This is a genomic window from Jeotgalibacillus sp. 10bf12 (genome assembly GCF_055597105.1).
In genome coordinates, this window is the sequence record NZ_CP200276.1 from 157,862 (window position 1) to 169,807 (window position 11,946).

The 11,946-nt window shown below is 44.6% G+C and carries 10 protein-coding genes; all 10 read right to left on the reverse strand.

Annotation, left to right across the window (positions count from 1 at the left end; all coding sequences use genetic code 11):
* Nucleotides 1-111: 111 nt before the first annotated feature.
* The 10 genes from DH10bf12_RS00730 to DH10bf12_RS00775 all read right to left on the reverse strand — a co-directional run bounded on the left by DH10bf12_RS00730 (nucleotide 112) and on the right by DH10bf12_RS00775 (nucleotide 11,871).
* Complete coding sequence (locus tag DH10bf12_RS00730) at nucleotides 112-1,407, reverse strand: ABC transporter substrate-binding protein (protein ID WP_471736716.1); 1,296 nt, start codon at nucleotides 1,405-1,407, stop codon at nucleotides 112-114.
* A 586-nt stretch (nucleotides 1,408-1,993) separates the two neighbouring features.
* Nucleotides 1,994-2,998 (reverse strand): LacI family DNA-binding transcriptional regulator, encoded by a 1,005-nt coding sequence (locus DH10bf12_RS00735; protein WP_471736717.1) that lies wholly within the window; start codon nucleotides 2,996-2,998, stop codon nucleotides 1,994-1,996.
* Between the two features lie 41 nt (nucleotides 2,999-3,039).
* Nucleotides 3,040-4,539: a UDP-glucose--hexose-1-phosphate uridylyltransferase gene (galT, locus tag DH10bf12_RS00740; RefSeq protein WP_471736718.1), complete on the reverse strand. Its 1,500-nt coding sequence runs from the start codon at nucleotides 4,537-4,539 to the stop codon at nucleotides 3,040-3,042.
* A gap of 6 nt (nucleotides 4,540-4,545) precedes the next feature.
* Nucleotides 4,546-5,553, reverse strand: coding sequence for a UDP-glucose 4-epimerase GalE (galE, locus tag DH10bf12_RS00745; protein WP_471736719.1), 1,008 nt, complete (start codon nucleotides 5,551-5,553; stop codon nucleotides 4,546-4,548).
* Nucleotides 5,554-5,848: 295 nt separating this feature from the next.
* Nucleotides 5,849-6,868 (reverse strand): aldose epimerase family protein, encoded by a 1,020-nt coding sequence (locus DH10bf12_RS00750; protein WP_471736720.1) that lies wholly within the window; start codon nucleotides 6,866-6,868, stop codon nucleotides 5,849-5,851.
* A 5-nt stretch (nucleotides 6,869-6,873) separates the two neighbouring features.
* Nucleotides 6,874-8,055: a galactokinase gene (locus DH10bf12_RS00755; RefSeq protein WP_471736721.1), complete on the reverse strand. Its 1,182-nt coding sequence runs from the start codon at nucleotides 8,053-8,055 to the stop codon at nucleotides 6,874-6,876.
* Between the two features lie 133 nt (nucleotides 8,056-8,188).
* The gene (locus DH10bf12_RS00760; RefSeq protein WP_471736722.1) at nucleotides 8,189-9,127 is read right to left on the reverse strand and encodes an aldose epimerase family protein; all 939 of its coding nucleotides are present in this window, start codon (nucleotides 9,125-9,127) and stop codon (nucleotides 8,189-8,191) included.
* Between the two features lie 69 nt (nucleotides 9,128-9,196).
* Nucleotides 9,197-9,709 (reverse strand): manganese efflux pump MntP, encoded by a 513-nt coding sequence (locus DH10bf12_RS00765; protein ID WP_471736723.1) that lies wholly within the window; start codon nucleotides 9,707-9,709, stop codon nucleotides 9,197-9,199.
* A gap of 365 nt (nucleotides 9,710-10,074) precedes the next feature.
* Entirely contained in the window at nucleotides 10,075-11,127 is a 1,053-nt protein-coding gene (locus DH10bf12_RS00770; protein ID WP_471736724.1) for an L-threonylcarbamoyladenylate synthase, read from the reverse strand.
* A 183-nt stretch (nucleotides 11,128-11,310) separates the two neighbouring features.
* Entirely contained in the window at nucleotides 11,311-11,871 is a 561-nt protein-coding gene (locus DH10bf12_RS00775) for a stage II sporulation protein R (protein WP_471736725.1), read from the reverse strand.
* Nucleotides 11,872-11,946: the final 75 nt, after the last annotated feature.

The following is an 11,946-nucleotide window of genomic DNA, read 5'->3' on the forward strand; positions in this document are numbered from 1 at the left end:
ACTAAAACCATCAGCTCAGTTCAGAATAGAAAACATTTTCTTATCCTTCTTTGATGCTTTAAAAGAAGAAGAGATTTAGCAATGCTAAACCTCTTTTCTTGTCAGACGTCGTTAGTTATTGATTTCCCGTTCAGTTCTTTCAGCAAGTCTTTCTGCTGCTGCCTGAAGCGCTTCAGCTGGTGGTGTTCCGTTAAAGGAATCCGCCTGAGCTTTGATTGCTTCATCAAGACCAATTGCATAGTCTTCAGTGTAGTATGGTGTTTCTACGTCAGCCATTTCATCAGCAAACAGCTCCCAGATCTTCTGGCCGCCGAAGAACTCATCTTCGCTTGTAAAGATTTCTTCTTCATAAGCTGAGTTCAGTGATGGGAATAGACCGTAGTCTTCCATTGCAATGACCTGTGCTTCAGGGCTTGTAGAGAAGAACTCAAGGAAATCATAAGCTGCTTCTTCATTATCGCCGCCTGAAGGAATCATCCAGCTTGAACCACCAAGGTTAGATGCGCGGTTGCCGCCTTCTTCAAATGCAGGAAGAAGGAATACCCCCCAGTCACCGGAAGTATCCTGTGCCTGGTCAATAATTGTTCCGTAGTACCATGCACCAAACGGAATCGTTGCTACTGAACCGTCGATTGTTGCAGAAACCGTTCCGTTCCATCCATCAACCTCTTTAATCAGTCCAGCTTCTTCAAACTCCATCTGCTTTTCCATTGCCATAATTGCTTCTGGACTTGTCAGATCAATGTTCCCATTTTCATCAAAGTAATAAGTACCAAGCTGATTTAACATCATACGGAATGTAGGATCATCATTGAACTTATCAAGCGGCATTGCATCAACACCAGTTGCTTCTTTGATCTGCTTACCAGCTTCTAAGAAGTCATCCCATGTTTCAATGTCTTCAGCATTTACACCGGCTTCTTCAAAAATGCTTCTGCGGTAGAACATTCCACCTGGACCTGCATCAAAAGGCATTGCATAGAATGAGTCATTGACAGTTGCAAGATCCTGTTTGAAAGATGGAAACTCATCAGCATAATCCTCAAACCCCATATCTGATAAGTTTACAAATCCATCCGGGAATGCCTGTGCGTATCCGCCAATCCGGTCATCCTCAACGAGTACGATGTCAGGTAATCCAACGCCGCCTGCTGCAAGACCAGTTGAAAGCTTGTCATACACGTCCAGTCGTCCAATATCTTCTACTTCAATCTTCACGTTCGGGTTTTCTTCCTGATATAAAGCCATTGCGTCTTCAAGTGCACCTACGTTTACGTTCCATGCCCATGCAGTCAGTGTTGTTTCGCCGTCTTCACCTGAACCGCTGCCACCATCTGACCCCGAGCATCCTGCAAGCATCATTGCACCTGCAGCCACTAAACCTGTTGCTGTCCACCATTTCTTCATTTTCTTTCCCCCTTATATAAAATGAATAATTGATGCGAGCGATCTTTTTCACCCTGAAGTCCATACCAGTTAAGAAACCGCTTACATTTGATTTGATTTTAGTAAACTTTTTAATTAAAGTCAATAGTATTTTAGTAAATTATCAGATTTTTTTATTTCGTTTTACTAGGAGTTTTGGTAAAAGATGATACAGCGGGGACGGAGGTGTGTGTATCATTGATGCAGGATGTGTGAATGAAGTTTCCCCTTTCGAATCAGTAACTTTCATTAGGTTTTTTGATGGGCTGGATACGGGGTTGAGTACAGTCGATTTTGTGGTTAGTGCACTCAACATGGGCTTTGACAGTACTCAGTACTCAATCCTGAATGCAGCGCACTCAACTCAGCCATAGACTGCACCCAAGCCAGAATGCAGCGCACTCAACTCAGCCATAGACTGCACTCAATCCTGAATGCAGCGCACTCAAACCGGGTATGTCCCACCTCACCAGCCACAATCATCGCTGGCAAAGCCAATACTCACTTAATCCGTTCTTCTTGAACATATAAAAAACCCGGGTCTAGAAAACCCGGGTTAATCGAACATTTATTTTACCGGACCGCTGCTCTCACGGATTAGTAAATTAGTAGGTAAAACAATTTTTTTAGCAATTTTACGTCGTGAGGACAGCTGATCAAGAAACAGATCAACAGCCGCTTCACCCATATACTCGGTATGAACCTGAACGGTTGTCAGTGAGGGTTGAAGATAGCGTGACATCTCGATATCGTTGAAGCCGACAATCGAGATTTGCTCAGGTACACGTATCCCTTTTTCATGTAAAGCGCGCATGGCTCCAATGGCCATTGAATCATTTCCCATGATGAATGCGGTTGGTTTGTTTTCAAGCTTTAGCGCTTCTTTCATCGTTGTATACCCATCTTCAGCGGTGAAAGTTCCGGTCCAGATGAATTCAGGATAGAACGTCTGGTACAGGGATAGATACTCACAAAACGCCTCTTCACGCTCATCCCTGATCATTTTGTTCCCCTGTACGTATTCATGCCCGCCAATATAACCAATACGCTCGTGGCCAAGCTTAATCAAATACTTCAGGACCTCAACCATTGCACTGCGGAAGTCCACAACAACAGCGTCTACATCAGATGCCGGCGTAAAGTCTGCCATGACCAGATTTTCAGTCAGACCTTTGAAGAGGTCAACATCTTTTGAGCTGAACTTTCCGATTGCAATCAGCCCATCCAGCTTTTCTTCATTTGCCGATCTGTTCTGAAGATCATTTTTTACATATTTTTCAATTTCAATCCCACGCTCTGAGCAGGTACGTTCCACACCAAGGCGGATGGATAGATAATAGGGATCTTCCATTTCTTCTTCTTTAGAATACCAGTAGACGAGCCCCATTCTGAGCGTTGTTTTTTTCTTCACAACTCTGCGCTTTCCTGAATGATAGTTCAGCTCATCAGCAATCATCAGAATCCGCTGTCTGGTATCGTGCGCTACTGACATACTATCATCCTGATTAAGCACTCTTGATACAGTGGCCAGTGATACATCTGCCTTTTGTGCAATATCTTTTAAAGTTGCCATTTTCTCACCTATTCTTTAACGGGACATTTTTTCGGTTTTACTTATTCATTCACCGCATCTAAAAACTTTTTAAATGCTTCCTGTCCCTGTTCATTCTGTTTAAATACACCTGCATGTGAAAGAACTTTTCCGAAGACAATGCCTGTTTCTTCTTTTAGAATATCCGTTGCATTTCCAGCTGAAACTGAACGCTCTCTGATTATGCCTTCCACCCATTCTGCATGCTTAGCTGTCCGTTCATCCTGCTTTAAACCATCAATATTGTGATGCGTTAGATATTCAGCCGTCAGCTGCAGTTCTTCTTTCAGACGGCCTGGCAGTACAGCAAGACCCATGACTTCAATCAAACCAATATTTTCCTTTTTGATGTGATGAAGTTCTTCGTGCGGGTGAAAAAGTCCGCCCGGATGTTCTTCAGTCGTCCGGTTATTACGCAGGACCAGGTCGATTTCGAATTTGCCGTCACGCGTTCTGGCGATTGGTGTGATGGTGTTGTGCGGTTCTTCATTTGTGAATGCCAGCACGTCTACAAGCGGATCCTCATAGCGTTTCCATTTGTCGAGCACTTTACCGGCAAGCGCTGAAAGTTCATAACGGTCTGCTCCTCTTAATCTCAGGACAGACATCGGCCACTTCACAATCCCGCCTTCAACGTTTTCATATTCTTTAAACGTAAAAGTCTCTGTTACAGGCGCTGTTGCCATCGGGAATTCGTAATGTCCCGCCTGGAAATGATCGTGGCTTAGAATAGATCCACCGACGATCGGCAGGTCTGCGTTTGACCCGACAAAGTAATGCGGGAACTGCTCTGTAAAAGCAAGCAGACGGTCAAAGCTTGCTTTGGATACTTTCATCGGCTTATGCTCTTCACTCAGGACAATGGCGTGCTCATTGTAGTACACGTACGGCGAATACTGAAAATACCACTGTTCCTGCTCAAGCGTAACTGGAATAATCCGATGATTTTGCCTTGCAGGGTGATTGGCTCTGCCGTCATATCCGACGTTTTCTTTACATAAGAGGCATGATGGATACGCGACGCTTTTCGCCTTTTTTTCAGCTGCAATCGCTGCAGGATCTTTTTCAGGCTTTGAAAGATTGATTGTCATTTCAAGTTCTCCATAAGGCGTCTGTGCGATCCAGCTTTCATTTTTAGCAATACGGTCTGTCCGGATATAGTTTGCGTTCTGTGATAACGCATAAAAATGCTGCGTCGCTTTTTCAGGATTGTCCTGATAAAGAGCGTTAAATGTCTGATTCAGTTCAGATGGTCTTGGCATCAGGCAGTTCATGATCGCTGCATCGAGCTGATCTTTTTCAGTGATGCTTGCTATATTCAGTTCTGCTTCAGCCCAGCTGAGGATTTCATTCAGTACCGGCACCGGCGTGTCAAGCCTCTCATCCGGTGCAGCTGTGTCTTCAGGTGCATCCAGCTTCAGCAGTGAAAGGATTCTGTTTCTGGCGTAATCAATGTCTGCCGTTTCGATCATTTGCTTTTGAACAGCAAATTGCAGCAGGCGTTCAATTTGTAGTGAAATCATGTAAGATCAGTCTCCTTTCCGGGCCTCCTGGTTGTACCCGTGAGGATGTGCTTCGTGCCAGTTCCATGCGCTTTCGATGATATCGTGAAGGTTTGTGTAAACCGGGTTCCATTTTAAGACGCTTCTTGCTTTTTCAGCAGATGCAACCAGCTTTGCAGGGTCTCCCGCTCTGCGTGCTTCTTCTTTTGCCGGGATGTCGTGACCTGTCACTTTTCGTGCAGTATCAATCACTTCCTTTACGCTGAAGCCCTGACCGTTCCCTAAGTTAAATACAGTCGTCTCAGGATCTGATGCCAGCTTTTCAAGCGCAAGGAGGTGTGCGTCTACAAGGTCACTCACATGAATGTAGTCGCGGATACACGTGCCATCAGGTGTGGCATAATCTGTACCGAAAATGCTGATATGATCGCGTTGTCCGAGTGCCACCTGCAGGATAATCGGAATCAGGTGAGTTTCTGGATCGTGGTCTTCCCCTCTTAAGCCCTCAGGATCTGCACCGGCAACGTTGAAATATCTGAGTGCGATCGAATGAATGCCATATGCTTCACTCGCCCATTTCAGCATTTTTTCAACGGCAAGCTTTGTTTCACCGTAAGGATTTGTTGGTGACACTGTATCGTTTTCCGTTAATAGGTCTGTCTCAGGCTCGCCGTACGTTGCGGCTGTTGAAGAGAAGACGAGCTTTTTGACGCGGTGTCGTTCCATCGCCTGCAGCAGTGAGATTGCACCACCTACGTTGTTTTCATAGTACTTCAAAGGATTCTGCACACTTTCCCCTACAAGTGAGCTCGCGGCAAAATGAATGACTGCATCTATTTCATGGTTCATAAATACTTCATCAAGAAACTTTCCGTCATGCAGTGAACCTTTATAAAATTGGTCATCACTGCTGACTGCGCCGCTGTGACCGGTCTGAAGATTATCTACAATGACGGTGTCAAACCCTTTTCTTTTTAATGCTAATACTGCATGACTTCCTATGTAGCCTGCTCCACCTGTGACAAGTACTGCCATTTGTAACACTCCTTATCGACTTTGTTTGATCATGTAAATGGAATAAAACTTATTAATTTAAATCGTTCCGCTGCGCTTCAGGCGGACGCTTTTCTGGATGAGCCGTTTTGTGGCTCCATCAGAACTCCTCAGGCTTCGCCTTGCGGGGTCTCAGCTTCCAACTAATCGTCCCAGAGTCGCCGCCTTACGCTTCGCTGCACTTATATCTTATTCCAATCATATTAAGTAAAAGATAAGCTTTCCTGCCATTTCATACTATATCATTTCTCCAGCATAAACCCGGGAAAACTTAGTATTAATAAGTAGTGATTTTATAAACCGTTTCTGAGCTGTACGTCTCTCCTGGCACAAGTTCACATGACGGGAAAGATGGCTCGTTCACTGCGTTAGGGAACCCTTGCGTTTCAAGGCATAAGCCGGAGTGGTGCTGGATTTTCTCGCCACGCATTTCACCTTCAGCACCAAGATGGTTCCCCGCATAAAAGACAACAGCAGGCTGATCTGTGTGAACGGATAATCTTCTTCTGCTTGCCGGTTCACTTAACTGGATCGTTCCTTCTTTTAAAACAAAAGGATGATCATAGCCATTTCCGACGATTTTAATCTGTTCATCCTGAAGGTCCAGGGCATCTGACAGCTTTTTCGGCTCACGGAAATCAAATGGCGTATTCTCTACCCTTCTTTTTTCCCCTGTCGGAATCAGGTTTTCAGTCAAAGGCAGGTAGGTATCCGCCGGGATCTGAAGCTCATGGTCAAGCACGGATTCAAGTGTACCTGTCAGGTTGAAGTAACTGTGATTTGTCAGATTTAATACGGTTTTCTGATCCGTTATGGCTTCATAGGCTACTTTAAGTTCATTCTCGTCTGTGAGCGTATAGCGCACCTGAACTTTCACCTCTCCCGGAAACCCTTCTTCTAAATGAGGACTTGTCAGGTTGAATTGTAATATGTTCCCCTGCTCAGTGACTGACCATATCTTTTTATCAAACCCTTCTTCCCCTCCGTGCAATGAGTGTTCCCCATCATTTTTCGCAAGTGTACAGGTTTCATTATCTAAAGAGAATGAGGCGTTTTCGATTCTGCCCGCAAACCGGCCGACGATCGCCCCAAAGTAAGGAGAATCCGTTAAATATCTTGAGAAATCATCGTAGCCGAGCACGATATTATCCAACTGACCATCTTTATCGGGCGCGATCCACTCAGTGATGATACAGCCATAATTCAGTGCTGACAGTCGCACACCATTTTTATTTTCGATTGTGTATTTGATCACCGGTTCTCCATTATGTGTGGCAATTGCCTGTTGTGAGATCATCTCGTCTATTCAGCTCCTCTAACCGTAATTTCCTTTGCACCGTCTCCAACTGACGCGACATAAAATTCCGGTCCGTACCCAATCCGGTCCTGATAATGTCTGCGCGTATGTTTAATTAAATTGTCCACTTCACCTTTTTTGACAATGGCAATCGCACATCCGCCAAAGCCGGCACCAGTCATTCTTGCGCCGATCACACCAGGCTGCGTCTGTGCAAATTCTGCCAGCGCATCAAGCTCCGCTCCGGTTACTTCATAATCTTCTTTCAAAGATTGATGAGATGCATTCATGAGCTGTCCGACGTGCTCGAGGTCTCCTGCTTTCAGCGAAACATAAGCCTGTTTTGTGCGCTCATTTTCTGTGACAACATGCTTAACACGCTTAAATAAAAGCGGGTCATTCAGCCAGCCTTCTACCTCAGTAAGCTGATCAACCGCAAGCTCTCCAAGACTGGAGACAAAAACATGCTTTTGAATGATTTTTAAAGCCTGCTCACATTCTGCACGCCGCTCGTTATATTTAGAAGATGCAAGCTCTCTTCTCTTATTTGTATTCATAATGACGATTTTTTCATGTTCAAGCTCGATCGGCGCATACTCAAATTCCAACGTGTCGCAATCCAGCCAGAGCGCCTGCCCCTGCTTACCCATTCCAATTGCAAACTGATCCATAATCCCGCTGTTCACGCCGATAAATTCATTTTCCACACGCTGACATAATTTAATCAGTTCCACCTGTGAGATTGATAGATCCGCTATTCCTCTCGCCATCACACCTGCTGCCATTTCAATAGAAGCGGATGATGAAAGCCCGGCACCATTTGGGATATTGCCTTCAAATAGCACATCAAATCCCTCTTCAATCCTGTAGCCGCTTTCTTTCAGGAAGCGGATCACACCAAGTGGATAGTTTACCCATTCGGTTTCAGTATTTTTTTCAATGTGATCGAGTGACGCTGTCATCACACCTGTCTGCGGAAAGTTTTTAGAGGCTAATCTGATCTTTCTGTCATTTCGTTTTTTCACATAGGCATAAGTGCCATATGTAATCGCAAGCGGAAATACTTTTCCACCATTATAATCCGTGTGCTCACCAATTAAATTAATTCTCCCCGGCGCGAAAAATAAACGCTCAGGCACTTCATTAAAGATCGAAATAAAAGACTTTTTTAAGTCGTAAACGTTCATCTGACACCCTCCTTCTCATATTGTCCAGATTGAAAGTGAATATATGTATTACTATAAATTATTTTTAGTAAAAGTCAATTATATTTACATTAGTTTTACTAAAAAATAAGTAAAAAGTGAAGGCGCGGCGCCTTCACTCAATGTCTTCAACCGTTATCCTGAATATCCACAACTCCTCACTCTCAGGCGGAATCTTCGCCACCCGGTCAATTTTATTCGCTACATACACATCATCATACATGCCTGTTGAAGGCTGAAGGGAGAAGTTGTAGTCCCCGAGCCAGCCGCCATGGTTTTTGAAGACGGATAAAAACGGGATTTTATCCGGATCAAATGAATAGTAAAGTGCTTTATTCATATCTTTTTGTACCGCTCTGCACCAGCCGCTGTCCAGTCTTGTAGCGAAATAAAATTTTTCAACATTCTGTGCTTCTTTCGGTGCCATTTTTGAAAGATCAATTTTTTCTTTTGTATCCTTTGACTGCGTAATCGGAAATGGGTGATGCGACCCCCATGGACCAAGGTGCTCATTGTCAGGTTCAATACTGATAATTTCCTCGCATTCTTCCGGCACTTCGATCTGCGTATGCTCATTCATATTCAGTAAAATACTCGGCGCCCATATATAAGCAAATGGTGCTTCCCCAGTATTCTTTGCCCGGTATCTGACTTCCAGACCGTCATCAAGCAGTGTGATTGTCTTTTTAAGAATGTACGGAAAAACCGGACTCTTGACCTCAAGCGTGACACCATTATCAAGCTTTTCATCAACCTCCCATACCATCGACCAGACCTCACCATGATCCGGTACTTTTCTGTTGTTCAGCGGGTGTGGCCCTTCATCCACTCCCGGAAACAGATCATCAAAGCCGGACGGCGTATATTCACCGAAAGTAGACCCATAATGAGGCATAGGTAACTCCTCTACCTTCGCCTGATAAAACCACTCATAATCCGCTTTTTTATCGTAAAAGCTTGCTACTTTTCCACCGAAATCCGGCAGAATGACTGCTTTTAAATACTCATTTTCTAAAATAATTGCTTCAAGTCCTTTAAATGTTCCCTTTTTCATCACTGTTCACCTCGGCGCTGACTTCTTTACTAGTAATGTAGCCTCCGTACAGGTTTTCAAACCAGAACGCTACTCAATCATACGAAGCGCGAGTCCGATTAAAATGCTGCCGCCGATTACTTCACTGAATCTGCCTGCTGTGAGTGTGACGATACTGCCAATCGCAAAACCGATCCGGGTCATGAGAAATGCTGCGATTCCGAAAAAAAACAGTGACTGCGAATTTGAGAGGTCTGTAATGCCCAGCGTGATGCCAATTGATAAACTATCCAGACTGACAGCAATCGAAAAAGCCAGCCATTTGAGCGGAGTCAGCACCATTGGCTGATCTTTTTTTGTTTTAAAGCCCGCAAAGATCATTTGAAGGCCGATAAAGATGAGCAGCAGCATGCCAAACCAGTTCATCGCATCAAGCAGCGAAGAACCGATCAGCATGCCAGCTGCCGGTAAAACTGTATGTAAAAGACCAACCATAATGCTGATGATCCATTTCGCTTTGGTGCTGACCGGCTGTGCGCCTGCTGCGATGCTTGCTGACAGTGCATCCATTCCAAGCGCTAATGCTAAAAAAATTGTCCACATACTGCTCCCCCTTTAGTTGATGAGGGATTATATGATTTTTGTGACGGGGATATGATTGGGGTTTGGGAATGCGGGGGTTTGGCTGGGTTACGGCGAATGCTGCATTTCGGCTGTTGAGGTAGGTGGCTAAGAGTTTGAGGTAGCGATACACCCAGGTTGAGTGCAGTAAGTGCGGGAATGAGTGCTGTGAAAGATCAATTGAGTACAGTCATGCTTAAACCGAGGGCTGCAATCATCCTCTTGATGCCCCTTAAGAAACTAAAGGCCTGTTTTTTAAAGTCATCTAGCGCTGGAGCCCGTCGATGTTCCATTGAGCCTACAGCCATCCAGCCTCAAGTCCCGGCCCATCAAAAAAAGCCTTCCCCTCAGGAAGAGCTTTCATTGATCCACTTGTGTCCGGCTGCTTTTTCAAGACGGTTCATAATGGCTGCACCGATTCCTTTTTCATCAAAGGCTTCAGCTAAAATGATATCTGCATCTGTATCGTTAAAGGAGCGGATCGCATGATAGAGTCCGCGCGCAATCGTTGCAGGGTCTTCGCGTCTGCCGCAAATCTCTACAATGTCAGCCGTAAGCTGTGCAGTTAATTCCTCAGAGGCGAGCAGGCCAACCGTTTTCCCTTCCTTCTGAAAACGATGGATCGTCTGCTGAATCCATTCGGTTTTACCTTTAATGAGATAAAGAGGTGCAGTTGGTGCATAATGTGTGTATTTCATGCCTGGTGATCTCGGGGCACTCTGTTCCTTTTTTAAAGAAGGATCCACTAGCACCTGACCGATACAGGCTTCAATTTCTTCAGCTGAAATGCCGCCGGGTCTTAAGATCATTGGTGGTGTAACGGTACAGTCAATGACGGTGGATTCAAGGCCAACGCCAGTTTCACCGCCGTCGACGATTCCTTTAATACGTCCTGAAAGATCACGGGCTACGTGTTCTGCTGAAGTAGGGCTTGGCTTACCGCTCGTATTCGCACTTGGGGCAGCGAGCGGTTTCCCGGAACGGCTGATCAATTCAAGTGCAACAGGGTGTGACGGCATACGGATGCCGATTGTATCAAGTCCTGCTGTTACAAGGTCTGAAAACACACCATTCTTTTTGTTAAAAATGATGGTGAGTGGTCCCGGCCAGAATGTCTCAATCAGCTGTTTCGCATCACTGCTGATCGATGACACAAGCTCATGTAACGATTCCGGATTTGAAATGTGGACAATGAGCGGATTATCGGATGGGCGCCCTTTCGCATCAAAAATACCCTGCACTGCAGTATCGCTTGTTGCATCTGCTCCGAGCCCGTAAACGGTTTCAGTAGGAAAGGCGATAACATGTCCGTTGTGCAGATATTCAGCTGCCTCTGCAACCTGTGGATAACTATCTTGTTTTTCCACATTTCTATCCACAGTCCAGCGGATCGTTTCCATGTGAATCACCTCTCAAATTACTTTTTAGATTTATTTTGATTTATTTCGACACGCTGTTTTATCAACATTCAGTCTTGAATAATAGTATACTATTTTTGTTTTCCTGTGCACAAAGGTCAAATTCATCCACAGTTTGTGTATAACTTCATCAAAATTGTGCACAACTTTGTGTATAAACAAAAGTTATCCCCGTTTTTCACTAAAGCGGTTCCATTTATCTGAAATCCAGTTCACAATAAATGATTCTACTTTAATATCAGTTTTCGACACTTTTTTTTCTGGGGATAAGTCGTTCTCACAGTCCTCATTTTTTTCTTCATCCAAAGTCACTGTCCCGCACATTTCAGGAAAGAATGCACACCACCAGTTTTCACCTGCTCCGCTTCCGATTTGAATCACAAGTGTCTGATAAGTGATGCCATCAGGAAACGTGTGTGGTTCGAATGCTGTGGATACCGTTTGGTCCGGCGCTATCTCTCCAGCATGCCGCTCAACGATGATACGAATCTGATAGAGCTTTCCATTAAGTTGATCACTCAGTTCTTCCCTGGTTAAAGGCTGACCGCCTAAGAGCTGTATGATTTCAGGCTGGATAGATTGATAAAGTGCTTCTTTGACTGATTGATCTTGTTCTGTATCGCTATTTGCAATTACGCGCATACGGATGTCGCTTTCTTGTCCGGATGCTGTAAATGGTGTAAGGATTGTGAGTAAGATCATCAGAATCATTGTTTTTTGAATCATCGTCCATTCCTCCCTGCTGTTACTAGGGCATTGTGGACGAGATTTGTGAGTTTTAAACATTAATAGGAATTAAAA

Coding starts and splice junctions, on each gene's coding strand:
- galE (WP_471736719.1), bottom strand. CDS start 5,553: ATGGCAGTACTTGTCACAGGTGGAGCAGGCTACATAGGAAGTCATGCA.
- DH10bf12_RS00755 (WP_471736721.1), bottom strand. CDS start 8,055: ATGAACGTTTACGACTTAAAAAAGTCTTTTATTTCGATCTTTAATGAA.
- DH10bf12_RS00770 (WP_471736724.1), bottom strand. CDS start 11,127: ATGGAAACGATCCGCTGGACTGTGGATAGAAATGTGGAAAAACAAGAT.
- DH10bf12_RS00750 (WP_471736720.1), bottom strand. CDS start 6,868: ATGATCTCACAACAGGCAATTGCCACACATAATGGAGAACCGGTGATC.
- DH10bf12_RS00735 (WP_471736717.1), bottom strand. CDS start 2,998: ATGGCAACTTTAAAAGATATTGCACAAAAGGCAGATGTATCACTGGCC.
- DH10bf12_RS00765 (WP_471736723.1), bottom strand. CDS start 9,709: ATGTGGACAATTTTTTTAGCATTAGCGCTTGGAATGGATGCACTGTCA.
- DH10bf12_RS00775 (WP_471736725.1), bottom strand. CDS start 11,871: ATGATTCAAAAAACAATGATTCTGATGATCTTACTCACAATCCTTACA.
- galT (WP_471736718.1), bottom strand. CDS start 4,539: ATGATTTCACTACAAATTGAACGCCTGCTGCAATTTGCTGTTCAAAAG.
- DH10bf12_RS00730 (WP_471736716.1), bottom strand. CDS start 1,407: ATGAAGAAATGGTGGACAGCAACAGGTTTAGTGGCTGCAGGTGCAATG.
- DH10bf12_RS00760 (WP_471736722.1), bottom strand. CDS start 9,127: ATGAAAAAGGGAACATTTAAAGGACTTGAAGCAATTATTTTAGAAAAT.